Consider the following 24,888-nt stretch of genomic DNA (forward strand, 5'->3'; position numbering starts at 1 on the left):
TTTGGAACGGGCGGGCATGGTTAGGCACGACGTTCGTAAGTGACTGCGTCGATCCGCAATCGACGTCGCTTCGTGGCGATGGTTTCCTTTTTGACCCCCAACAGTTCTGCGACTTCTTCGTCCGGCTTTTTACCGAGCATTTTGATCTCTTCGGGAGTCCACGTGCGACGTTTCCCGTTGATGCGGATGCCATGACGACTTCGATAACCGCTAATCGCACTTACCGGAATCCCCGTAATCTCGCTGACTTCGGAATCGGGCATTTTGGCGAGCATTTTGACCACGGCGGGCGTCCAACGGGCTTTGGTAGCAGCCACCGTTGGGTTCTCAATCCCCAGCGATTGACGCTTTGCGATTACCTTGCGTCGCCCAATTTGCATGCGGCGAGCAATCTCGGCATCCGATAGTTTTCCCAACCACCCAAGTTCGCGTTTGGTCCACTTTCGCGCAGGACGTCCTTTACGGACGGGATCAATGCCGAGCGATTCTCGCTTTGACGCCACCGTCGTCGCATCGAGTTCCAAGCGACGCCCAATCTCGGCATCGGATAACTTGCCCAGCCACGCCAATTGAGGCTTGGTCCAGCGATGCCTCAGTTGCTTACGGGAGTAGCCGAAGGGTTCGATTCCAAGCTGGGTTCGCTTTCGCGAAACCGCTGTCTTGGTCACCCCTAGCTTCGCAGCCACATCGACGTCCGAACGAGTCCCAAGCAACGCAATGTTCTTCTTGGTCCATTTGGTCCAACCATAGGGAACAATGCCTCGCTTTTGCCGGGCAATCTGAATTTCTTCGACGGGAACCCCTGCTTCTTCCGCAAGTTCGGCGTCAGGCAACTTTCCCAATTGTTTTGAAATTGCCGCAGAGAGTTTCTTCGCCATAAAACCGTTTCGTGAGTGTCCAGCAAGCTTTTGCGATACCAAAACCTAGCTCCCAAATGCCAACGAGGCGGAGACTTACCCCCCCCGAGAGATTACGAAGACCTTATGTAAACAGAAACAGTCACACATCTCAATAGGCTACTTGCTGCAATTGTCGTCTTTGCGCGATATTTGCGCATCGTTTGCGCAATCGGCGAACCTCGAGTTGCTCGCGTGCATCAGGATGTACCTTCCCAATCGGCCGCAACAAGCACGATAAATTAGGATGCACACGGTTGCACCCAAGCTTAGGAACTTCACCGCCGTATTGAATCGAGCGGCGGCGCGCTGAAAAGAGGGACGCATTGGATTAGGCGGATGAATTAAACTGGGGGACATGCCTGCAATGGTGTCTCCAACGCGGGGATCCGTACCCTCGGCGCGCGACACGCCTAGCGGGTTCGCATGTGGTTGCTCGCGATGCCGTATCGTGGTGCTGCACAGCCATTTTTGACGAGCAAATCCGAGCTGACTAAAACGGGGCCACCACGGTACCATCGTGTGAGAAATACAGTCATTCAAACCTCAAAACGAGCCAGCGGAGCCTCACGATGAACCAGCGAGTCGAAAGGACGAAATTGCCGTGTGACGTCGCCACGCTCGAAATCGAAGTCACCGACGACGGCAGCCGCACCCTGAAGAGCAGGGTCACGGGCGACAGCTACCACAGTGCGTCAGGCGCCCTCTGCGAAACGCGGCACGTCTATCTGCTAAACAGTGGAATCCAGGAACGCTTGTCGAGTGGACAAAGCACCCGCGTACTGGAAATCGGACTGGGCACCGGCATGGGGATGTTCGTGACGGTCGATTGTGCCATCGCACACAAAACACAACTTCACTATGTCGCGGTGGAATACGAGTGGATCTCGGCGCCAGTCGTCGCAAGCCTTGCGCCGGAAACGTGGGTCAGTAATCCATCGATCGTGGCAAACTACTTGAAGTGGCGTGCGGCAGTGAAGCTTCCCAGCGCAGTGGAAGCCCACGGCGAGGCGAGTCTGATTAGCCGTCCGCCCCATGATGCCGAGACATCCGTTCATCACTGGCAAGCCGGTGACGAGCAAGAGGTCGCAGTGCATCTCGCCGATGTATTGGCTTGGGATTATGCCGGAGATCGATTTGACGCGATCTACTTCGATCCGTTCGCTCCCGAGACGAATACCGAATTATGGCAAACCGCAACGTTTGAAAAGATGTACAAACTACTTCCCCCAGGCGGTCGTTTGGTGACCTACTGTGTGAAACGCGAAGTCCGTGACCGCTTGTCCGCCGTCGGCTTTAAAGTGCGAAAAACACGAGGCCCAGCGGGTGGAAAACGCGAGGTATTGGTTGCCGAAAAAGCGGGCTAGGCATCGAGACACCGGTGATTCAGTGTCGCGTTTGGCTTGCCCCGCCGGCGGGCTGAACAACTCGCTGAGCGTTTCCTCTCACTTTGCAAGCGGAGCTAATGCATGCGGGTCGGCTCCCCATTGCGATCGAGCCCCTGAGCGCGCTTCACGAAAGCGATAGGGAAGCCTCGGATTGGGGCCAGAAATACATCGTGCGGCGATGGCTAGCAAGAATCTCGGCTGGTATAGTAGACGACGCCCGCAAACATGGCTGAGAACATGAATGGTGTAAACGAGCTCGTCGAAAAAAGCGTCAAAGGGGAACCGGCTGAGACCGATCGCTTGTTTACGTTGATGTATGACGATCTGCGCCGATTGGCGGGGCGTTTTCTACAGCATGAACCGATGCGGGAACGCCTGAGTTCGTCGTCGCTGGTTCACCAAGCGTACATGCGGATGATTGATCAATCACGCATCAATTGGCAGGGCAAGACGCATTTTTTTGCCATCGGTGCCACGGTGATGCGCCGCATTCTTGTCGATCATGCCCGCAAAGTCCGCTCCCTGAAACGGGGTGGCGGTTGGGGGCGACGGATGTTAACCGATCAAATCACGTTCGAGTTGAGCCGCGATGATGACGTCGTCGCCCTCGATGATTTACTCAACACGTTAGTCACACTCAACCAACGGCAAGCTCGTATCGTTGAGCTGCGTTTCTTTGGCGGCATGACGATGCGGGAAATCTCTACCGAAATGAATTTAGGGCTCCGCACGATCGAGAAAGAATGGGCGATGGCGCGAGCTTGGATGCGTCGTGAGTTACGATCCAGCGACGAACCGGACCACGACACGAGTACGGGGTCGGAATCGGATTGATGGATGCCGAGCGATACGCCCGTCTCCGAGATCTGTTCTTTGCTGCCGACGAACTGTCCGAGCCGGAACGACAAAGCTATCTCGAAGCGCAAACCGGCGATGACCCGCAGTTGATGGATGAGGTTCTCTCGTTACTGAACGAGCATGACGCGGAGTCGGCAAAAGTCGAAGGTGAATCCGCCATGCCCACCCCAGCTCCCGGTGGGTTAAAACAGCCGACGGGACAGGAACATTCCGTTGCACCTGCGCCCCGTGATTCCGAAAAAAGAAGCGTGACCTCCGCGGCGTCGGATACCAAACGGTCAGGACAAAGCAAGGTTTCCGCATCCGAAATCACGCAGCGTGGAGCCGAACGCACCCACGCTTCGCCCAAAACGTTTGAGTCGCGAGGATCCCAGGACCGAACTTCGCCCAGTGCACTGTTGTTGGCCAGCAAGTCTCGGCGAGCCCGCCGGATCAATTCGGGGTGGTTATGGTTAGCGGCCGTGCTGCCAACATTGCTGGTGGGGTGTTGGACCTATTTCAGCGTTTCGAACAACGCCGAATCCGCGTTGCAAAATGAATTGACGGGCGTGACCAATAGTATCGATCTCGCCACCAGTCGCTTCCTGGACGACAAAGCACAGATGGTCCAGTCGTGGGCGCGCCAGAGTACGATTCGCGATTCGATTCTTGCGTTGGTCGAAATCGGAAATAAAAAATCGTCACTCGATGAACCAAAAACGTCGCCGTTGCCAGCGCGTATTCTTAGCGAGCTACAAATTCTTTCGGGCAAACCGACCGTCGAGTTTGTGGTCTGGAATGAATCCTTCACCACGATCGCGAGTTGGCGCGCAGACCAAGCCGATCTCGGCCAACCTGTTTCGCCCCGTGGCACCGCCGACGTCGCACGCGCGCTACGTGGCGAGACCGTGATCTACGGTCCCGAGCGCGGTGAGGGCCCCGCCGACTGGGACGACAACGCCGATGCTTCCACGACGGATACCGAAGAGCCCACCATGGCTTGCATTTTGCCGATTCGCAATGGGGATTCCGAGATCGTCGCCGCATTGCTGGTCAAACAGATTGGCTTATTCAAAGTGTTCAACGAGATGTTGCAAGAAGCGTCCGCGACCAGCGGGTTGGATATCTACGCCATCAATCGTAGCGGTGAAATGATCAGCGTCAGTCCCCATGCTGCCAAGTTGTTCCATCTCTCGCGATTCGACATGTCCCCCGATACGATCGTCGATCATTTGCGAGTCAGTGACCCAGGAAGTTTGATCACCCGAGGCAATCGGGATGCGATCGTGCGTCGCGCCCTTCCGCTTACCGAAGCGGCGTCCTCCGCCACTCTGGGGGAGTCGACGGTACGGTTGGATCCGTATGCAAATTATGCGGGCGAATCGGTGATTGGCAGTTGGCGATGGAACCCACGATGGCGTTATGCGGTGATCGTTGAGAAGAACGTCAAGGATGCCTTCGCGGCAGCCCGAATTGTCTGGTACCGATTCCTCTTGCTGGGGAGTTTATTGACGGTGACGGCGTTGGTGACGGCTAGTCGTTTGGCACGCCGATCCGCTCGTGATCAAGCGGCGGTACACCCGCTAAGTCGATACGAAATCATTTCGGAATTGGGCAGCGGCGGAATGGGAGTCGTCTACAAAGCCAAGCACTTGCAACTCGGTCGCGAGACCGCGTTGAAACTGCTCCGCAGTGACCGCCATAATCGCGAAGACCAATTGCGTTTTGATCGCGAGGCAAGGTTAGCCGCGTCACTGACGAACCCCCACAGCGTCACGATCTACGACTACGGCCGCAGCGAAGAGGGAGAAGCGTATTGCGTGATGGAGTACTTGCGTGGATTAACGCTTCATGAAGTGGTCGTACGAAGCGGCTTTCAACCGATGGGTCGGGTGTTGTTCCTATTGCGTCAAGTTTGCGAGGCGCTCGGCGAGGCACACAGCCTAGATCTCGTTCACCGCGATGTGAAACCCCAAAACATCATGTTGTCCTTGGATCCTTCGGTGGGCGACTGGGCCGTCGTGTTTGATTATGGACTTGCCAAACCGCTCAGCCCTGACAAGGGAACGTATCAAACAAGCGAGGTGATTTGGGCCGGCACGCCAATGTACATGGCGCCCGAACGCTTTCGTTCGCCGTCGGTCATGGATCCTCGCTCGGACATCTACTCCGTAGGATGCGTCGCCTACTACTTGTTGGCGGGGCGTCCCCCGTTCGCCGAATGTGACCCCGAATCACTGTTTGCCTTGATCATCAGCGAACAACCAATCGGAATTGGGATCCATCGCGGCGATGAAGTTCCCGAAACCATCCGGGCGTTGGTGGGTAAGTGCATGGCTAAAAATGCCGAAGATCGCTACGCTTCGATCACCGAACTCGCCGCCGCCATCGATGCGTTGCGGGTTGAGTTTCCTTGGACGAGCCACGACGCGGTGAATTGGTGGAGCCAACACGGCGACAGCTAGCAATGGGTTGGGTAGCCCCCTTCCGTTCTTGTTGGCTTCCGTTCTTGTCGGCTTTGCACCGCCAGCTCGCGACCGATCGGACACGGTAAGACCTGACACGATGAAACCTGACACGGGGGAGGGGCCGAAACTGGGGATCCGACGCCGAAGCTCTTTCCCAATCGTTCCTCCTACCTGAGACACCATGTTTCCTCGACAACCCATCAAGCTTTACGATTGCCGCGATCACGGGGTCGGCTCGGGAGCCGAATTGTTTCTTGTCGAGGGCGATTCGGCCTCGCGCAGCGTCGCACGCGCACGCGACACTGCGTTCCAAGCGGTGCTGCCAATGCAAGGCAAGCCGATGAATGCACTCAAGTCGACTCGCCGCACGATCGAACGCAATGAACTTTACCTCGCCTTGATCGATGCGCTGGGCTCCGGGATCGAAGATTACTTTCACGTCAACGCCATGCGGTATGACCGGATTATCCTGCTCTTTGATCCCGATGCCGATGGGATCCATTGCGGCGCGTTGATGATGATGTTTTTTTATCGCTGGATGCGACCGCTGCTGGAATCGGGTCGCGTGTCGATTGTGCGTGCGCCAATGTTTGAAATCTCAGCCACGCGTTACAAAGACACCCTCTTGGCCTACGGCGAAGAACATTACCGAATCATTCGCGAACAACTCGATGCCCAAGGCATTCAGGGAATCAAAATTAATCGATTCCGAGGCCTGGCCAGCTTGAATGAGGCGACCTTGCGAAGGACATGCTTGGGTCCCGAAACACGCGCCGCCAGCGAAGTGGGCCTGGCCGATGCCGAGGAAGCAATCCGAGTCTTCTCTCCTAATTTCCGGTAAACTGTCGGTCTCGATCAGCCTCCCCGCTGAACGCCTTAAACGGTGCGTCCCTTAAACGGCGTCCCACTTAATCGCTGCCCCACTTAAGCGGAGAGCGGGGACGCGAATGCTTTACGCTACAAAACTCGCCACATTCCTTCGGTAGAGAACCACGCCGGACACGCACACGATCCCCCATCCCGCGATACAGCCAACGATCGCGGGAGTCATCCACCAAGGCGAGTATTCGAAAACGACACGCCATCGGCCGGCGGGGACCAGCACGCCTTGCTTCAGATAGTCCACGCGATGGACGGCAGCCGCTTGTGACTCGCCGGAATCAAGCGAGACGAGCGTCGCATGCCAATGGCCGTCTTGATAGGTGGTTCGCTCCAACAGACATGTTGCGGCGACGTGGACCGTAACCGCGACCGAATCGGCCGTTTCGTTTTCGATCAACAGCTCGCTTTCCAAAATCGGCTCGCTCACAGCATGCGGAGCGAGATCGGGTGCCGCCCCGCGATGTAATCCATCACGCAGAAATACGCTGGGCCGATGCGTTTGATCGGAGACCTGCCGCAACAGCGACTTGAAGTCGTCCACACTCGGATCGCCTCGACCATGCTCAGACCAATCAAAGTGGACTCGGAACGAAGGATGCGGTGTGTCGATCGCCCAAGACACATCAGCGAGTTGATAGCCCGAAACGAGATTGGAGCGTTCGCTGACGTTAACGACTTGCTCAATCCTCAGCCAATCACGCAAGGACTCCCAAAACTTACTTCGTTGCTCTGCCGACATCTCACCAGTCAATTCGTTGGTGGCGTTCCAAAACATTGCCATCGAGCGACTGCGGATCGACGTCATGCTGTTGAAAACGTGACCGCGTTGGGAGAGGTGCCAGCGACCAAACCACGCGATCTCGCCACTCGTCTCGACTTCGATCAACCGATCCGAATCTCGATGTTCACGCCAATCTCTCGGCCACCCTTTTCCCGTACGCGTCCTCAACGTCATCGCGTCGGGCTGGCCGCCGGAATCCCCCGCTCTTTCGCTCGCATCCCCTGCGGGCACACGCGCGATCATCCCGGCACCGAACACCATCATGTCCAATGTCACAATCACCCATAGGAATCGTGTGGTTCGGGTCAACGACCAACGCGTTCGGAAGAATTGAGACATCACCAAGCCAATACTGGCGAGCACGACGATGGAATGGACGATCGAGTACTGGACCTCGCGCAGTCCACCTGCGATATCGAGCGGTCCCCAAAAAGGATCGAACGGTAGCGTATCGGCGTCGTGGATCAACGCGTTGGGGTGGTACCGAAGCCAGCTCACGCCAATCATGCCGATCGCCATACCGATGGCGAGAACCGCGATCGCCGCTCGCGTCGACCTCACTTGGGTGGAAAGTCGATCGATCCAACCGCCGGTCACCATCGACGCCGCGAAGGTGGCAATCGGTAGCCATTTCGCGGGATAGCGAAGCGAATCATAACCAGGAACAAAGTGATACAACCACCAATACAAACCTCCCGCGCCACTATCAACGTGGGCGAGTCGTCCTGTTGCGTTTTGAATCCACCAAACGAAACCAAAATGTCCGAGCGACACCAACGAAGCGGCCACCGCAACGCATAACCAAAGCTTGATACGGGCAACGCTTTCACAATCCCTTTGGCGTTGCCCCAGACCGATCACCGTACTCGTCAACGCAATCGCAACCAGCAAACTCATGTAAATTGACGGGGTCCAAACACGTCCCTCGCCACGAATCAAACTGCTCAGCCGATGATTCTCTGGCAAAAGACTTCCAAATGCATTCGGAGTCACCAATTCGGCCACATGCCACGGAGCAACCGAGAACTGGTACGCTTGGCCGCGACGCGAACCGGGCTGCGGCGGCGACAACCAATCCGAGTCGGCCTCGGAGATCACCCGGTCGCTTTGAGCACTCCAGGAAACCGATGCCGCAATCTGCGGAAGCGACATTAGGATCGCGAGCAACCCACTTGCGACGAGGCTGAAGAGCCGTGGTGAACTGAAACCGTTTTGCAGCGAACTCGTTCCACTGGGTCGCGAATCCATCGACAAATTAGCGACTCGCTTGCCTGGATTCTCCTTGCGAGCTTTCGCCCACCGCAACAAACCGACCGCCACGGCAACGACCATGGCATTCAATACGGTATGCGGATCGCCCCCCAGAATCATCAACGCCATGACCGTACCGGCCACCAGGACTCGGCCAAACTGCGTTGCTTCCCGCCGATCGATCAACGCCGACAACAACAGCGGCAACCACGCTGCACCCACTAGAAAAGGCGGATTGGTGTAAAGGAACAAAACGCTGCCGGACAACGCATACGTCACTCCGGCGATCGATGCAGCGGTCGGGCTGATCCCAGCGCGGCACGCAGCGTAGCGAGCCGTCGACGCCGCCAACATCAGGTGCAAGACCCCATACAACCCGATCGCAATGTCACGCGAAATCGGCAGCGAAAACACGACCCAACGCACCGGATAGAATACCGCGGTGGTCGTTTCTCCGACCAACGGGATTCCGGTCTGGTCCAGTGGATTCCAAAGCGGCAACCCTTCGCCGCTACTGCGACTCGCAATGTAGTCGTACAACGGCGTGTAGAAGTGGCCGATGTCGCGAAAGGCTAAGCGATCGATCCCCAACAATACGCTGGCGAAGAGCAATAAAATGCCCACGGGGGCAACAACGCGGCTCATTCCGCTGGCGTAATCCTTACTCACAGTCGATTATCGCGGTGAGGTAACCATGCCCGTTTGCGATTGCGTGCGTAGCGAATCGGCTCGCTGCAGAATGTCCGGAGTCGGCTCAAGCGTCTTGGGTACCAATTCGACGTCAATGATTCGCTCGTCACGAAGATCGCCTGGCCACAATGTTTCGGAAATGAAATCGATGCCTGGCATCTGGTACCAGGGAGGATTAAAGCGACGACGAATCGTTTCAGTGCGGTAGCCATCCTTTTCAATTCGAAACTCACGCGTCCCATAATAGACGAAGCTCGAAGCCGCAGGACTCGTACCAATCATTTGGTTGTCGACCGACACCGTGGCTCCAGGTGGGTTCGTACGCACCGTCATTCGGCGCCGCACACAGCCCATGGACGGTAATGATAGCAGTGCTAGAAACGCGATCCATAGCAAATGAACCAACCGGGTGTGGTTGGCATTCGCGGAGTGCAGCGGCGTTAGAGTGAACGGGGGAGTCGTTTGCAAGCTTTCGCTTCCGGCGCGGATTGGAACTGGCTAACAGGAACCAAGGTGGGTGTTATCAATTCCAAGCCCACGGAATCTAGAGCGATTTTGCGGCGGAAGCGAATCTCAGCCCAGATGAATCCCCAGGGCTTTGTATCGATGCGTCGAGGTTCGCCCCCCCCCCTCACGCGGCGACTCAATCGCGATCGACGGCTGCCCAGGGCAACTAAATCGAAGGCTCACGCGTATCTAAATCGAGGGCTCACGCTTCATTGGCAACGCTTCATTGGCAACGCTTCATTGGCAACGCTTCATTGGCAACGCTTCATTGGCAACGCTTCATTGGCAACGCTTCATTGGCAACGCTTCATTGGCAACGGACAACGCAACCGGGGCGTTTGAGCCGAGACCACGGAGCTATTGAGCCGAGGAAGACACGCGGATGCGGTTTTCGACATTCCGCACCCCCGGCTCCAATCGCATCAGCAATTCGCTCATCCGTCGCTGTTTCTCGCTGCCCACGACGCCGCCCAAAATCACCGTTTGGTTGTCAACGGTGACGTTCACCCCTGGGATTTGGCTTTGACTCGGAAGGGTGAGCATACGTGTCACCGCGGATTGTTGAATTTCAGCCGAGGATCGTGGAGCAACGTCGATTGCCGAACGCAGTTGAGTCCGGATGACCGACTTGGTTGACGACGACGCGTTCGCGTTCCCAAACAGGGCGCCAAGCCCCCCCGCACCGAGCCCCCCCGCACCAAACCCGCCCAATCCTCCGAATCGGCCAAGCCCCCCACCCGACTGAACTCCCGCTCCTGCGCCACTGAGATCATTAAATCCGCTTCCCGTCGCACCGGTCGCGCCCACGGTGTCTCCCCGCTGAATTCCTGAAAATGCTTCGGCAGCATTAGCGGAAGCTGTATTGCTACCGCCACCTCCGTTTGACGCAGTCGCCCCCCCAGTATTCGCGGATCCATTGGAACCAGCGTTGCCCGTCGCCGCACCAATACTCGGCTGCTGAGCAAACGCCGGATGAGCCAACAAGGACAGGATGGCAACGACGATCGATAGGCGAATATGCATAATAAATCTATGAACCAGAGTTTGACGGGCAACCCAAGTCTAGCGGGCAACCCGAGTCTAGCGGGCAACCCAAGTTGACGGGCTGGGGCGGATGCCGGTTTTTCTCGGGTGAACCGCCGCGATCGCTGGATTTGCGAATGGGATTTGCGAATGAAGGGTACCTAACCACTCCGTTGCATTTTAACCACCGAGAGGCTCAATAGTTTCGCGGAACGACGGGGAGAAGATTTTTTCTCGACGAGCAAGACATTGCCTCTCGGTTCGAATAAAACGTTACATCTGGACTCGAACCTCGATTATGCTTCGGTTTCGGTCCTTTTCGGTTTCACTCCCTTTGCTCCTGCACCTGAGAGACATTCGTCATGCGAATTGTTTTGTCCCGGCTAGAACTGAGTCGACTCGTTCGTGTTTTCCTACTCCTGCTGGCCGTTGTCGCGAATCCGACTCTCGGCACTGCGGAAGAGAAGGCCGCGATTCCTGGTGCTCCGCATCTATTGCCTGAGGACACGTTGCTTTACGTCCGCGTCGATAACGCCGCGGAGTTTCGCAAAAGTTTACAAGACTCGTCGATCGGCCGCATGTTAGCCGACCCGAAGCTGAAACCCTTCGCCGGAGATATCTATCACACCGCAGCGGAGTTGTTCGACAGCATCAGTAGCGAAGTCGGAGTTTCACTCGATGAATTACTGGCGATCCCCAATGGCCAGGTCGCTGCGGCGATGATGCCCGGCAACTTGTCAGACGGCCCCGCCAATGCGAGCGGACAAGACGAAACGCAAGACGATTCCGACGAGGCGATTCGTCGCCGGATCGCTCGCAAGCGACGCCAGCAGAATTCGCTTGGCGGATTATTTATCATCGAGTCAGGCGAACAGACCAAAGACATGATGGCGATCGTCCTTCGTCTGGAGGAACGATTGCTCCAATCGGGTTACGTTCGCCGCGTCAGCAACGTGGAAAACGTCGATCTCGTTCGTTTGATCCCCGCGCGGCAAGGCGCTCCCGAAGTCGAGTACTTTGAATCCCAACAGACCGTGGTGCTTGGCATCGGTCACCAAACCGCTGAGAACGCTCTCCAACGCTGGCTCGGTCGCAGCAAAGACCCCAGCATGGCGGACAGTGCAAATTTTGCAAATGTGATATCACGTTGCATCGGAGCCGAGGCAACACGGCCTCAGTTGACGTTCTACGCCGATCCCTATCATATCGTTGAGCGATTGGTAAAACGGGGGGGCGCAGCCGCTCTCGTGTGGCCGCTGCTCGAAGAACTCGGAATTAGCAAGTTTCGCGGCGTCGGCGGCAGCAGTTTTGCCGGTGGCGACGTTTTCGACGACATCAGTCATTTCCACGTCCTGATTGACTCACCACGCGATGGCTTCTTCGGCGTGCTCCGGCCCGAAACGGTCGACGTGGTGCCACCCGACTGGGTTCCCTCGGATGTGACGGCTTACACCACATTCAAATGGGACTTTTCCAAAGCCTACGAAAACCTCGACAAGATTCTTGCCAAGTTCCAAGGCGAAGCCCCGCTACAACGAATCATCGAAGAACCTTTTCTCAAAGCCACCGGATTGAAGATCCAAGAGGATATTCTTGAAAATTTGACCGGCCGATACGTCAGCGCGACTTGGTTGGAACAGCCAGTAAAATTGAACAGTCAAATTACCGCACGCGCCTTCGAATTGAAGGATCCCGATGCCGCTAAGGCTGTGATCGCCAGGTTCCGTGAGCGAAAACCCGAAGCCCTTTCGGTCGAGACCATCGCAGGCGCCGTGGTTTATTCGTCCACGCGAACCCGCCGCAACGTTCCCGAGGGGTTACGTCAACCCGAACCGAGTATGGCGATCCTCGGCCATTGGTTGATCACAGGCGACAGCCGCAATTTCCTCACCCGCATCATCCAGGCGAATGCGGGATCACTACCGCGGCTGGTCGCGGTGTCGGAGTTTGATCTCGTGGCCAGCGAGTTGGGGGGCAAACTCGATGGCGAAAAACCGTTCATGATATCGTTCGTGCGTGCTGCGGATTACCTTCGCCAATTGTACGAATTGGCAAAATCCAAAGACACTCGCCAGTTTTTGCGTAGCGCGGGCGAACGCAACGTGGTCGCCAAGAACTTTTCCGATCTGCTACAACGCAATGAGTTGCCGCCGTATGAAGAGTTTGAAAAGTACTTTGCCCCCGGCGGTGTCTTTGCCTACGACGAAAGCACCGGGATCCACTTTGGCTCGTTTAACCTGAAACCGGAAAAAAAGTAGCCCGGAGCCCGCCGCCGACTGGTCACTGGTCATTGGCCAACCGCCTGCATCGCATTCCCCTCAATGCGATGCAATGAACCATGCCACTGTCACCACTGGATCCGCATCCTTGCTGGCCGGATGCCCCTGTTGGCTGGCCGGATGCCCTGGCCCGCCGCCCTGGTTGGCCAGTCGCTGTGCTATTTAGCCGCCTGTACTACTTAGCTGCTGTACTACTTAGCCGCCCTCGTTGGCTGGCCTCGTTGGCTGGCCTCGCTGGCTGGCCTCGCTGGCTGGCCTCGCTGGCTGGCCTCGCTGGCTGGCCTCGCTGGCGGGCCGCTAAAAGTTGTCAACACACGTCGACCCTCGTCAACGCGTGTCGACACTCATTTCACGGCAAAGACGCTGTAACACGAGCGTCCACCCGCACCAAGCTTACATCCTGCTAAAAACGCCGTGAATTTCGCCGCTGGCATCTTGATTGCATAGGTAACCCCATCGACACCACGAAAGTGCCGATTTCTTTGCGTTCTCGATGGAGCCTCTAACAATGTTGATGCGTAATCCAGACTATCCGCTTGATCAACCAGACTATCCGTTTGATCAAATGGATTTCAACCGACCGCAGCACGACGTCGCCGACGAAGTCAATCAAACCCAATCCGTTCCCAACGAGTTGTTAGGTCAAATCCTGTTGTGCTGCCTGTTTGCCATCGCGATTCTGTTACGGTCACAGTTCACGACTTGAGGAATCGATGGTCGCCGATGCGCGCGACCTCGTTGACTTTAAATCACGCCCTCGCTTGACGTACTATCGGCGACGCCCGATCAGCCGGTTTTCTTCGAGCCGCACCATCATCTTGACGATTTCCACGGGTCGCTGCAAACCGAGCGAGGTCAACATCCGTTGACGGCGATTTTCAATCGACTTCGTCGTCAAGCTGACTGCCGCCGCAATGTCTTTTGTGGATTCCCCTTCGGCAATCATGCGACAAATCGTGTGATCCGTATCATCGAAGGTGTTGAACACTGCGAACTGTTCTCGCAGAGACAATCGCCGGACGTCCTCTTCCTTATCCAGATACCCGAGGATTCGCGTCACCACAAGAATACAAAATGCAGGATCCTCGATCTCGTCCAATCTCCGCTCATACGTTTGCAACGCACACATTCGCCCCGCCGCATCGCTGGAGAAATGCTGACACTCGATCCAAGGGCTGCCGAGCATGATCACCGCATCCAGATGCGTGAACGTCTCATCGCTCGAAAGCGGGCGACCAATCATCGTTTCGCCATTGGCAAAGGCGTCACAAAACGCCCGATTCTCTCGAATGATGCTACCGCTCGCATCTTTGATGTAAACGCAATCGGTGAACCGGCTCAGATCGGGTTCATCTCCCGACGAGCTCTCGGCCCATTGAAGCAATGCGTTCACCACCTGTGTCTTCGCCAAATCAAACGTGCGCGAATGAATTTGGTGGGCTGAATCAATTCGGTTAGTCAATTCCATAGAGCGAATCCCATCATTCAGTGCGCCGCGCGATTGCGGTACGGGAGATCCCCGAGATTGGCCGCCACTAATCTCATCCATCACAATATGCTCCACTAGAGGGGGGTCCGTCCAGGCATTATTCTTTTGAACGCACCAGATTTCAGAGATCCGAACCCCAGGTAAATGATCCCATCGAGTCCATATTACGGACTCAGTCGCTGCAAAAAACGGACGTTTCTAAAAGCTCCCCCCGTTTTAACGCGTGATGCAGTGCGACGGAGTCTTCGCACTTACGAACTCACCATGCTAATAAATCCGGGGTGTAGCGATCGTTCGGGGGGGAATCGATTGCTTGAATGGCCACCAACCGACAAAGTTTTTGCCTCCGCTGCGAGGATCGCCGATACCGTCTAGCACACCGAATCGTGGAAGGGGCAACACGAGTCGTTTGGACGTTAGCGATGGGGAGTAGGTGATGAAGCAGGGGCAAGCGTTTCGCCACCGGCTCCCCCATCGCTGACTCTCGGCCAGTGAGTTGACGCAGCATTCGGCTGTTCGCCACCCCATGGTCTCCGCCGAGGAACGGCCTTTATGTTGCGTTGGGTTTGTCGACTCATTCTTCGCATACCACTCTCGTCTCCGAGCGTTTCGCTTTCCTTCTCTAAACATCTTCTCTTATTTTAATGTAACACGGCGCCGGTTGTCCTCCATCCCTCCGCACGAGAATGGGAACGGACGGCTTCGTTCCTGTGGCTGGTTTTGCCGCCAGAGCGCTGGCGAGTTGCTTATTTGCCAAGGTCATTGTCACCGACATGGCGGGGCGACTTCATTTACGCAAATCGCATTTCCCGCCATTTCTCTCGTGGAACTCATCCAACAATCGCGGTTGAGCGGTTTGCGTACGGCAAACGAGGATCGATCCCCTCTGCAAACAAGCATTCCGCGGCAATGGTCCGCCATGCAATGGTTAAGACAGGGGGATGCAGCATGTTGAGATGAATCATCACGATCGGTACGAAGAGACTTTGGGGGGCTAGGCCAATGTTCCCATCGCTTTCATCCGATCTCTACTGTGTTCAAGGAGGAGTGCAGTCCAAGTGCTGGCCCCGCATCTTGACGTAATTTGAGGAAGGATTCCTCAACACGAAATATTACACCCCCAAACCCATCCATCCATTTCGAGGGCACCATGCTCGTCCTTTCCAGACACCGTGATGAAAGCATCATGATTGGCGACGATGTCGTTGTAACCATCGTTGACATTCGAGGCGACAAAGTCCGTCTCGGCATCGAAGCACCGCAATCGATTCCCGTTCATCGACAAGAAGTTTACGACGCGATTCAACGAGAGAATCGCAAGTCAGCGCAAACCGGCCCGGGTGCCACCAAAGACGTACGCCCTCAACGCGGCGAGTAATCCGTCTATCACGCAGTGCCAGAAGGGACAAAAGCAGTCGGCATCGTTCCGCGTGCCGTTGACGCTTCATCCAATGACGGTCCTTCTGGCGAGGGCACACGCTTTGTGCCCCCCCTCTTTACATCACTCTCTGTGCATCGATTTCGGCGATGTTTCACATCTGTTTCGGCGATGTCGCGTTCGCGAAAGATCGGATGGGCTGACGCAACGTTTGCCTTGCCAAACAGAATGCCGGATTGCGTCGTCGATTCATGGCGGTGCGCATCAGCGAGTCGACGGGATGTCCGTTGTTTTCGATCGACATTGCGATACGAACACGCTTCGACGCGGCCCCCACACGCGCGTCGGCGCGACGTCCAAGCACCTGGCGCGTCGGATCGCAAACGCACTTTGACGTTGCGCCATTGCCGTTTGTCTCAGTCAAACGCAACTCGACATCGAAGCCTTGAAGTTGCGTTTTCGTCGGTTGCGAAGTGACCATTTCCGAGAGCCTCGGACTTGGGTTCGAGGAATTTCCGTCAAGATGAAATCAGTCGCAGTGGGACGTTTGTGATTCGATCGTTCGCCACAGAACGTCGCTACGTAACAAAATGTCGATTTCAGAACGGATACGCCGAGTGATGCATCCGGTGATACATCACTCGCAACTGCAAAACCAACGCAGCGGTGGGAATTCCCACGCCCCATCGGGCAATCACACACGTTTTGCGAGCGAAAATCCCGCTGCGGTCCTCGGTTGGCTTGCCCGGCCCGTGCAGGAAAGGATTCAGGAAGTGAATGATTCCGAGCACGCGAGCCAGAGCGAAGCCCATGGACAACGCCCCTGCAAACGCGTCACGTGCACTTGGGCTTTTTTGGGCAACAAACATCTCGATCGATCGTGCGGGCTAGGCATAGTTTGCAGCCCTTGATTTTCAACTGTTCGGAAAAAATTACCTGACTTTCCCAGCCCCACCCCTATTCGTGTTCCATGATTCCCTCAGACACGAGTGCCTCCATGGGGTCGGGATCGAATGTCGGTTCCTGAGTGGATGCAGTCATGACGTCTGCCGGTCCTTTCTAGCGGCCGGATCCCATTATCGTCTATGCGATTCGCCGTAAACTAAGAGGATTACTGCACTATGACTCGAATTAATACCAACGTTTCATCCCTGATTGCTCAAAACCGTCTGCAAAGCAGCAACCAGGATTTGCAAACTTCATTAACCCGTTTGAGCACCGGTCTGCGGATCAACAGCGGCTCGGATGACCCAGCGGGTTTGATCGCAAGCGAAGCCCTTCGCAGCGAAATCACCAGCTTGAACAAATCGGTGAGTAACACTCGTCGTGCCAGCCAAATCGTCAGCACCGCCGACAGCGCCCTGGGCCAGGTGAGCAACCTGCTCAATGACGTTCGCGGTTTGGTCGTCGAAGCGGCGAACTCGGGTGCACTCAGCGATGAAGAGATCGCGGCGAACCAACTGCAAATTGACAGCTCGCTCGAAGCGATCAACCGGATTGCTCAAACCACGACGTTCCAAGGTCGTAAACTGCTCGACGGTTCGCTTGACTTCGTCAGCACCGCCAACAGCGTTTCGAGCCTCAAGGATGTCAACATTGACCAAGCAAACCTTGGTACAACAGGCAAGATCGACGTCGACGTCAAAATTTCGTCCGCTGCGACACAAGCAACCAGCGTCGTCGACGCGGCCGCCTTCGCCGAAGCGAAATCCGCAGTCGAGATCGGTAGCGCCGCCAACAGCGTCACGCTGACCGCCGATGCCAATGGTTCGGAGTTTAACGACTACACCGTGGTCTTTGATGACCAAGCGACCGGCGCCGCCGCGACGGCCGCCCTCGATACGGACACCAACATTATCACGGTGACCTACGACTCGACCTCGGGCACCTCCACCCACAATGATTACGACGCGATCAAGACCGCGTTGTCGACCATTACCGGATTTACCGCCACCAACACCGGAACCTCGCCCGATGGAACCGCTGCCTTCACTCCACCAGCGGGCACGCTTGTTACCGCCGGCGGTGCTACGGCCGACGAATTGGGCGACAAATTGGTATTCCAACTCAACGGCTCCAGCGGTGCAGAAACCTTTAACTTCGGTGCCGGCACCAGTGGCGATCAAATCGCCGCCGCGGTCAACTTGGTCAAAGATAGTACCGGCGTCGAAGCGACTTACAGTAGCGCGGAAGGTTTGACGTTCACGTCAACCGATTACGGCAGTGACTCGCTTGTTAACGTTGACATCATCAGCGAAGGCAGCTTGGGCAAGTTTACCACCAACTTGGACGCAACACGTTCGAACGGCACCGACATCAAGGCTTCGGTCAACGGTGTCGAAGCGAACGGCAAAGCCAACTCGTTCTCGATCAACACCAGTTCGCTGGACCTTTCGATGACCGTCGACAAGGGCAGCAGCACCGCATTCAACTTCACGATCAGCGGTGGTGGAGCGAAGTTCCAACTCGGCCCTGAAGTGACCAGCAACCAACAAGCTCGGTTGGGCATTTCCAGCGTGAGCACAGGCCAACTTGGGGGTGCATCAGGTCGCCTTTATGAGCTCGGAAGTGGTCAAGGCAAGAGTCTCGAAAGCGATGTTTCGGGAGCTGCCAAAATCATCGATGAAGTGATCAACAAAGTCACTGCGATCCGAGGTCGTCTGGGTGCATTCCAATCGACCACCTTGGAAAGCAACATGGCTAGTTTGACGGAAACCGCTGCGAACCTTTCCGAAGCTGAAAGCTCGATCCGTGACGCGGACTTCGCGCAAGAGTCGGCTAACCTGACGCGGGCACAGATCTTGGTCCAATCGGGAACCAACGTGTTGTCGATGGCCAACCAAAACCCACAAAACGTTCTCTCGCTGCTTCGATAATCTCGAATCGCAGCGTCGGAAGAGACGATTTTAATAGTTAACAGGCCGCTGGAGAGTGATCTCCCGCGGCCTGTTTTCGTTTCTACTTGGGTTTTGCTGCCCCCGTTGCACTTTGCGACCATCCTTCCCTGCAACGAGAGCGTATTGCCCGTCGCCGCATCACCAACGGCCCTTAAGTGAGGTCGAGACAAAGTGAGGTCGAGACAAGGCCCCGCAAAGGGGGATCCCCGCTCCCTAAAGGTTAGTTCTGGCCGTCAAAGTCCACGCGGCTTAGCTATTTAGACGCATAAACTAGGTCGGCTAGTGAGCTTGTGACGTCTGTGCCTGATATCTCACGCGGTTGGCGTCGGCTGGTCCGGATTTGCCTATAAATCAAATAGTCACTGCAGTGACGATTCCGATCTTCCCTGTGTCGGAGTTGGGCAGCGAATCATTCCCAAGTTTCCAACAAGCAACCGGTTCATTTCGGCCGGCTTCGTCGCACTCCGTTTTCGATTCGCCGCAGGGGAAATCAAACCATGACTAGAATTAACACGAACGTCTCGTCGCTGGTGGCTCAAAACCGTCTACAAGCGAGCAACACCGACCTGCAAACCGCGTTGACCCGCTTGAGCACAGGGCTTCGCATCAACAGCGGTGCGGACGACCCGGCAGGTTTGATCGCCAGCGAGGCCCTGCGCAGCGAAATCAGCAGCCTCAACAAAGCGATTAGCAACACGCGTCGTGCGAGCCAGATCATCAGCACCGCCGACAGCGCATTAGGCGAAGTCAGTAACCTGCTCAATGACATTCGTGGATTGGTGGTCGAAGCGGCGAACTCGGGTGCACTCAGCGATGAAGAGATCGCGGCGAACCAACTGCAAATTGACAGCTCGCTCGAAGCCATTAACCGGATCGCTCAAACGACGACCTTTCAGGGCCGAAAACTGCTCGATGGATCGCTTGACTTCGTCAGCAGTGCCAACAGCGTGCCCAGTATCGTCGACGTCAACATCGACCAAGCGAACCTCGGAGCGACCGGCCAAATCGATGTCGACGTGAAGATTTCCGCAGCTGCGACGCAAGCGAAAATCGACGTGGATCCGGCCGCCTTCGCCGAAGCGAAATCCTCCGTCGAGATCGGTACCGCCGCCAACAGCGTCACGTTGACCGCCGATGCCAATGGTTCGGAGTTCAACGACTACACCGTGGTCTTTGATGACCAAGCGACCGGCGCCGCCGCGACGGCCGCCCTCGATACGGACACCAACATTATCACGGTGACCTACGACTCGACCTCGGGCACCTCCACCCACAATGATTACGACGCGATCAAGACCGCGTTGTCGACCATTACCGGATTTACCGCCACCAACACCGGCACAGCGCCCGATGGAACCGCTGCCTTCACCCCACCGGCGGGCACGCTTGTCACCGCCGGAGGTGCCACGGCCGATGTGTTGGCGGACAAGTTGGTATTCCAACTCAACGGGACCGATGGGGCGGAAACCTTCAACTTCGGTGCCGGCACCAGTGGCGATCAAATCGCGGCGGCGATCAACTTAGTCAAAGATAGTACCGGCGTCGAAGCGACTTACACGAGCCTCACGGGGTTGTCCTTCCAATCCACCGCTTACGGTGAAAATTCGCTCGTGAATCTTGAAGTGATCAACGAGGGAACGCTTGGAAAGTTCGCTGCCAACATGAGCGCCGCTCGCGACACCGGTACCGACATCAAAGCGACCATCAACGGGGTCGAAGCGAACGGAAAAGCCAATCAATTCTCGATCAACACCAGCACGCTAGACATTTCGCTCTCGGTCTCCGAGGGCAGCAGCACCGCGTTTAACTTCTCGATCACCGATGGCGGAGCGTTGTTCCAACTCGGCCCCGATGTGACAACCAACCAACAAGCTCGCATGGGCATTGGCAGCGTCAGCACCGGTCAACTCGGTGGATCCTCGGGACGTTTATACGAACTCGGCAGCGGGCAATCGAAAAGTTTGACCAATGGGATCAACGAGGCGGCCGAAGTGATCGACGAAGTGATTGCCAAGGTCACGGGACTTCGCGGCCGTCTGGGGGCATTCCAAGCCACCACGCTGGCGAGCAATCTCGTCTCCTTAGGTGAAACCTCCTCGAACCTGCAAGAAGCGGAAAGTTCGATCCGGGATGCCGATTTTGCCCAAGAATCAGCCAACCTGACGCGAGCCCAAATCTTGGTTCAATCGGGCACCAACGTGCTCTCGCTCGCCAACCAAAACCCCCAAAACGTGCTTTCACTACTCCGATAATCCTTCGTCAGCAAGTTCCTGACAACGGGTTGACTGCGCCGACCGACTTGAGCATGGGCTCAAGTCGGTCGTTTGCATTGATCGCTCGACGCGTTCCGCCCCGCTCCCACGACAATCGGATTTCCACGCAAGACCGTGAACTCAATGCAAACGAATCCCTTTTTTCCTCATTCCATTCGCACTCGGTGGTCGATTACGTGGTAGAGACAATAGGGAGAATCGTGCGCACTTCCCTAATCGTCGCAAATGGTGACTTGAATCCTTTCTCACATCGACTGAGTTTTTCTTTCCATGGGACGCATCCAATCCTCGATCGGTTTGGTCACCGGCACCGACATCATGGGCACGGTCGACCAATTGATGGCGATTAACGGTCGTTCTCGTGATCGATTGGTGGCACAGAATGAGACCCAATCGCTAGAGCGGCAATCCTTAGCCGAATTAACCGCTTCGGTCATCGGCGTGCAATTAAGTGGAGACCGCCTCTCCAGCACCGCACTTTTTCGCTCCAAAAAAGCGGAGTCCTCCCTTCCCGAGGCCCTTTCGGTTACCACCGGTTCGGCGGCCAGTTCGGGGACCCATCAAGTCCGTACCATTCAAACTGCGGCAACGCACGACGTTCGATCGCTACAACGGTTCACCAGTGCCGAAACGGCACTCGGATTTGTCGGTAAAATCGAAATTCGTCCTGGCGAAAAGCTGTTGGACGAGTCCGTCGCCCTGGCCAAACTCAATGGCGGACGTGGCGTCGAACCAGGCTCCGTCCGCATCACCGACCGGTCCGGGGCGACCGCCGAAATCGACCTCAGCAAAGTCCAAACCATGGACGATGTGCTGGCGGCGATCAACGATGCTGGTATCGCAGTCCGCGCGACGACGGCCGGCAATCGCATCGAATTGACCGACGAGAGCGGAAGCACGCTCAGCAACCTAAAAGTGGAGCAACTCGGCGATGCCGAAACGGCGGCCGATCTGGGGTTATGGGGCATCGACGAAGCCGCCGACACCGCCACGGGAATCGAACTCGAGTTGCCCGACGGAGTCCATTCGCTCCGCGGTGCCGCACTCAGTGAACTCAAGGGGGGCAACGGACTCGCAGCGCTCACCCAGCTTGAGATCACCTTGTCCGACGGAAGCGCCACCAGCATCGATCTCTCCGCCGCCACGACGACCAGCGAAATTATCGATGCGATCAATGGCTCGGGACTAAAAGTAACCGCTCGTTTAAACGATGCCCGCAACGGATTCCAGATTCGCGACGTTTCGGGCGGTTCGGGAAACTTCTCGATCTCATCGTTGGACGATACCGCGTCCTCGCTCGGAATAGAGGCTTCGTCAACCGACGACATCGTGATCGGCGCCAATTTAAACCGACAAACGGTCACCCTCGACTCCAAACTCAGCGAACTCAACGGAGGCCTCGGGGTTGGCGAAGGCAGTTTCACGATCACGGACAGCAGTGGTGGCGTGGGTGCCGTTAACATCAAAGCCGAAGGCATCAAAACCGTTGGCGAACTGGTCAACGCGATCAACGATCTCGGACTCGGATTGACCGCGTCGCTCAATGAAAACGGCGACGGCATTGCGATCGTGGATACCGCCGGCGGATCCGAGTCACTGACGATCAAAGACACCGGCAGCGGCCAAACGGCTGCAAAACTCGGTATTGCTGGGGTCGCCTCCGATCAAGACGTCGGGGGAGCCGTCGTTTCGGCTCTAATTGGTACCCAAGCCGATGTGATCCAAGTCAACGCCGACGATAGCCTCGATTCCATCCTGCAAAAATTGAGCAGCGACCCGCGCTACGCGAAAGCGTCGATCCAGACGAACGAGGATGGCACTGTTTCGTTAAACGTAAAAAGCACGCAGGGAGGCGAAGCTGGCAAACTCGCCATCAATACCTCCGGTTTCAATCTGGATTTTCGCAGTGAAACACGCGGCCAAGACGCCGTCATCGCCGTCACAACCGATGGCGGAATCGAACGCTTTCTCAGCGCTGCCGATGGAGTCTTTGATCTTAGCCAAGGCGCCCAATCCCAAAGCATCACCAGCTCGACTCCGCTGGCGGAACTCAATCAGGGGCGTGGCATCAGTCTGGGAAGCATCAAAATCACCGACAGTGCCGAAGTCGCCAGCGCGATCAATCTGCAGGTCGAAGGAATCACCACCGTCGGGGGACTCGTCAACGCGATCAACGCGCTCGGGATTGGCGTGAGCGCTGCGATCAACCAAGACGGCACTGGCATCCAAGTCATCGATACCGCGGGCGGCGATAAAAAGCTAACGATTGAAGATGTAGGTAACGGAAAAAGTGCTTCGGATCTGGGAATTGCCGGCGAAGCGACCCAAAAAACGATCGATGGAACCTCGGTATCCGCCTTGGTCGGCCCCGGTGCCAGTAGCGGCGAAACGGATTCAACCGGCGTCGTGCTGACCATCAAAACGATGTCGGACTCGCCGATCACGGTGACCGTCAGCGACAATCCCGAAGCGGCCACCAAAGCGGTCGAAACATTCGTCAGCCAGTACAACAAATTGATGGATAAACTCGACCAACTGTCCTTCTATGACGCTGACGAAGGGGAGCTGGGATTGTTGTTTGGTTCGACCGAAGTCAGTCGAATTCGCAATGGTTATTCCCACCTGTTGTCCGGCCGAATCACCCAGGCGGGTGACTTCAAGTCGCTCGGACAAGTGGGCATTCGAATCAATACCGAAGGACGCCTTGAGCTTGATTCCGAAAAAATGACAAAAGCCTTGGCCGATGACCCGTCCTCGGTCGAATCCTTCTTTACCACTGCGGACACCGGGTTGGCCGATCGGCTCAGCACGCTGGCCGACCGCATCGCCGGTCCGGAGAACAGTTTGCTCATCAGTCGCTCCAATACGTTGGACACACAAATCAATCAAACGAACCAACGCGTCGAGCAAATGAACGAGCGTTTGGAAAAAGAACGTGAACGGTTGTTGAATCAGTTCTACGCGACCGAGCAAGCCTTGGCGAAGATCCAAGGCAACACGTCTTATATCGATCAAATCCAACGTATTTCTATCCCTACCTAATTTCCCCTTGTCCGAATTCCTGCAAGGAGGCAGGGTGCGCATGACATTTTCCCCCTCGCATGCACCGTCTAATTTCCAGCCCAGTGGCTACAAGCAATCGCGACGCTCCGCCGATGAATATCTCGAATCGAGTATCAAACATGCTTCCCCCGCTCGCTTGCGACTGATGCTTTTGGAGCGATCGATCGAAGTCGCTCGCGCCCTCGCGGACTCTTGGCGAACCCGTCCCGAATCGCATGGGCCCAACGAATATTCGCTCAAGCTGCTCGACCTGATTACCGAGTTGCTCTCCGGAATCACCACCGCCGATGGGGTTTGCTCCCAAGTCGCTGATCTGTACGTTTTTCTCGCCAAACACTTGTTGATCTCCGAGAAGACCAGCGATGCCGATGCGATCGATGAGCTTCGTGCCGTCTTGGAAATCGAAGCGGATACATGGCGTATGGTGTGCGCAAATGACACCCGAGCCCAACCCTCGGGCCACGCCTCTAATGCCACCTCGTCCGGATCCCCAGCTCGTGGCGGCTTGAATTTGCAAGGCTGAACGCGCTGATTGGATCGCATGGCCCCTCTACCGCCCTACAAACCAAGGAGGGTCGCGGGCCGAAATCCTGTGTAACCATTTCGACGACAAAACGCCCCCGCACGGGACGCGTGAAACCGTAACCTACGGTTTCACGCGTCCCGTGCGTTTTTTTTGCCCCTCACCCCCCAAATCCCCCGGCTGTGAACCCTTAACGGTTATTTTGACTGTAGCGACTTTACTGAATGAGCCGATGATTCTGATTGAACGGGCTGGAGCGCACG

18 protein-coding genes are annotated in these 24,888 nt (G+C 56.3%); 11 read left to right on the plus strand and 7 right to left on the minus strand.

The genetic code is table 11. From position 1 onward, the window contains the following. Window positions 1-20: 20 nt before the first annotated feature. A complete protein-coding gene (locus Pla52o_RS27130) occupies window positions 21-878 on the minus strand; it encodes a DNA-binding protein (protein ID WP_197169435.1) in 858 nt (285 codons plus the stop codon). A gap of 590 nt (window positions 879-1,468) precedes the next feature. Between Pla52o_RS27130 and mnmD the strand changes: the two genes are divergently transcribed. The 4 genes from mnmD to Pla52o_RS22490 all read left to right on the plus strand — a co-directional run bounded on the left by mnmD (window position 1,469) and on the right by Pla52o_RS22490 (window position 6,430). Further along, window positions 1,469-2,263, plus strand: a complete 795-nt coding sequence (gene mnmD / locus Pla52o_RS22475; protein WP_146596882.1) for a tRNA (5-methylaminomethyl-2-thiouridine)(34)-methyltransferase MnmD — start codon at window positions 1,469-1,471, stop codon at window positions 2,261-2,263. 258 nt (window positions 2,264-2,521) lie between these two features. Next, window positions 2,522-3,118 carry an ECF-type sigma factor gene (locus tag Pla52o_RS22480; protein ID WP_146596883.1) on the plus strand — a complete coding sequence of 199 codons (597 nt, stop codon included), beginning with the start codon at window positions 2,522-2,524 and terminating at the stop codon, window positions 3,116-3,118. After that, entirely contained in the window at window positions 3,118-5,586 is a 2,469-nt protein-coding gene (locus tag Pla52o_RS22485; RefSeq protein WP_146596884.1) for a protein kinase domain-containing protein, read from the plus strand. Before Pla52o_RS22480 ends, Pla52o_RS22485 begins: the two co-directional genes overlap by 1 nt. A 184-nt stretch (window positions 5,587-5,770) precedes the next feature. Beyond that, the gene (locus tag Pla52o_RS22490) at window positions 5,771-6,430 is read left to right on the plus strand and encodes a toprim domain-containing protein (RefSeq protein WP_146596885.1); all 660 of its coding nucleotides are present in this window, start codon (window positions 5,771-5,773) and stop codon (window positions 6,428-6,430) included. A 111-nt stretch (window positions 6,431-6,541) separates the two neighbouring features. On the opposite strand, the gene Pla52o_RS22495 is transcribed toward Pla52o_RS22490, so the two are convergent. From Pla52o_RS22495 to Pla52o_RS22505, 3 genes are all read right to left on the minus strand, one after another. Then, a complete protein-coding gene (locus Pla52o_RS22495; protein WP_197169436.1) occupies window positions 6,542-9,172 on the minus strand; it encodes a hypothetical protein in 2,631 nt (876 codons plus the stop codon). Between the two features lie 6 nt (window positions 9,173-9,178). Then, a complete protein-coding gene (locus Pla52o_RS22500) occupies window positions 9,179-9,661 on the minus strand; it encodes a PEGA domain-containing protein (RefSeq protein ID WP_231612567.1) in 483 nt (160 codons plus the stop codon). A gap of 396 nt (window positions 9,662-10,057) precedes the next feature. Next, window positions 10,058-10,723 carry a BON domain-containing protein gene (locus tag Pla52o_RS22505; RefSeq protein WP_146596887.1) on the minus strand — a complete coding sequence of 222 codons (666 nt, stop codon included), beginning with the start codon at window positions 10,721-10,723 and terminating at the stop codon, window positions 10,058-10,060. A gap of 362 nt (window positions 10,724-11,085) precedes the next feature. Between Pla52o_RS22505 and Pla52o_RS22510 the strand changes: the two genes are divergently transcribed. Both Pla52o_RS22510 and Pla52o_RS22515 read left to right on the plus strand, forming a co-directional pair. Continuing rightward, the gene (locus Pla52o_RS22510) at window positions 11,086-12,981 is read left to right on the plus strand and encodes a hypothetical protein (protein ID WP_146596888.1); all 1,896 of its coding nucleotides are present in this window, start codon (window positions 11,086-11,088) and stop codon (window positions 12,979-12,981) included. 529 nt (window positions 12,982-13,510) lie between these two features. Further along, a complete protein-coding gene (locus tag Pla52o_RS22515; protein WP_146596889.1) occupies window positions 13,511-13,708 on the plus strand; it encodes a hypothetical protein in 198 nt (65 codons plus the stop codon). A gap of 63 nt (window positions 13,709-13,771) precedes the next feature. On the opposite strand, the gene Pla52o_RS22520 is transcribed toward Pla52o_RS22515, so the two are convergent. Continuing rightward, window positions 13,772-14,470, minus strand: a complete 699-nt coding sequence (locus Pla52o_RS22520; protein ID WP_197169437.1) for a helix-turn-helix transcriptional regulator — start codon at window positions 14,468-14,470, stop codon at window positions 13,772-13,774. A 1,171-nt stretch (window positions 14,471-15,641) separates the two neighbouring features. Between Pla52o_RS22520 and csrA the strand changes: the two genes are divergently transcribed. Beyond that, the gene (gene csrA, locus Pla52o_RS22525) at window positions 15,642-15,869 is read left to right on the plus strand and encodes a carbon storage regulator CsrA (protein WP_146596891.1); all 228 of its coding nucleotides are present in this window, start codon (window positions 15,642-15,644) and stop codon (window positions 15,867-15,869) included. 154 nt (window positions 15,870-16,023) lie between these two features. Here the strand turns inward: csrA and Pla52o_RS22530 are convergent, their stop codons facing one another. Further along, window positions 16,024-16,350, minus strand: a complete 327-nt coding sequence (locus Pla52o_RS22530; protein WP_146596892.1) for a hypothetical protein — start codon at window positions 16,348-16,350, stop codon at window positions 16,024-16,026. A gap of 118 nt (window positions 16,351-16,468) precedes the next feature. After that, window positions 16,469-16,738 (minus strand): hypothetical protein, encoded by a 270-nt coding sequence (locus Pla52o_RS22535; protein ID WP_146596893.1) that lies wholly within the window; start codon window positions 16,736-16,738, stop codon window positions 16,469-16,471. 252 nt (window positions 16,739-16,990) lie between these two features. Between Pla52o_RS22535 and Pla52o_RS22540 the strand changes: the two genes are divergently transcribed. From Pla52o_RS22540 to Pla52o_RS22555, 4 genes are all read left to right on the plus strand, one after another. Further along, window positions 16,991-18,745, plus strand: coding sequence for a flagellin N-terminal helical domain-containing protein (locus tag Pla52o_RS22540; protein ID WP_146596894.1), 1,755 nt, complete (start codon window positions 16,991-16,993; stop codon window positions 18,743-18,745). 518 nt (window positions 18,746-19,263) lie between these two features. Continuing rightward, entirely contained in the window at window positions 19,264-21,018 is a 1,755-nt protein-coding gene (locus tag Pla52o_RS22545; RefSeq protein WP_146596895.1) for a flagellin N-terminal helical domain-containing protein, read from the plus strand. Window positions 21,019-21,309: 291 nt separating this feature from the next. Further along, window positions 21,310-24,081: a flagellar filament capping protein FliD gene (gene fliD, locus Pla52o_RS22550; RefSeq protein ID WP_146596896.1), complete on the plus strand. Its 2,772-nt coding sequence runs from the start codon at window positions 21,310-21,312 to the stop codon at window positions 24,079-24,081. 40 nt (window positions 24,082-24,121) lie between these two features. Continuing rightward, window positions 24,122-24,625: a flagellar export chaperone FliS gene (locus Pla52o_RS22555; protein WP_146596897.1), complete on the plus strand. Its 504-nt coding sequence runs from the start codon at window positions 24,122-24,124 to the stop codon at window positions 24,623-24,625. The last annotated feature ends 263 nt before the right edge of the window (window positions 24,626-24,888 follow it).

The sequence above is a fragment of the Novipirellula galeiformis genome (genome assembly GCF_007860095.1).
Lineage (GTDB): Bacteria > Planctomycetota > Planctomycetia > Pirellulales > Pirellulaceae > Novipirellula > Novipirellula galeiformis.